Here is a 532-nt window from a genome sequence, read left to right on the forward strand (position 1 = left end):
GTCCTGGAGTGCGCTGACGGGCACTTCGTACGGACAGTTGCTGATGGTGAAGGTCCTGCTGGTCGGCGTGCTGGTGTCCGTGGGCTGGTTCTCCCGACGGTGGACAACCCGGTTGACCGAATCTCCGGCAGCTGCTTCCGCTTCCGCCCGGGGGGCGACCGTGCCGACAAGGCGCAGCCCGGAAGGCGTCACTGCCCGAACCTCCGCCCGGAGCGCCCCCGAGGCCCCGGCCGGCCAGCAGGCCGGGACCACCGATCCGGTGCGCGCCGCACAGCTGGCACGGCAGCGGGCCGCCGCCGACGCGGCGAGAGAACGTCAAGAGCGGGAGGCCGACCCGCAGCGCAGCGGGCTGCGCCGCTCGGTGCTGACCGAGGCGGCCGTCGCCGTCGTGCTGCTGGCGGTCACCACGGCCCTGACCGGCACCGAACCGGGCCGCACCGAGGAGCAGGTGCGCGCAGCGACCGACGCCGCACGGAACGCACCCGGTGGACCGGTGGATGTGAAGGTGCCGTTCGACACCGGAGGCCCCGAC

The 532-nt window shown here is 73.9% G+C and carries 1 pseudogene; it reads left to right on the forward strand.

Going from position 1 to position 532, the window contains the following annotated elements:
* Positions 1–13: 13 nt before the first annotated feature.
* A pseudogene (locus ACFXIV_RS48300) lies at positions 14–532 on the forward strand (hypothetical protein); the annotation flags it as partial.

This window comes from Nocardia sp. NPDC059236 (assembly GCF_042754085.1).
Lineage (GTDB): Bacteria > Actinomycetota > Actinomycetes > Mycobacteriales > Mycobacteriaceae > Nocardia.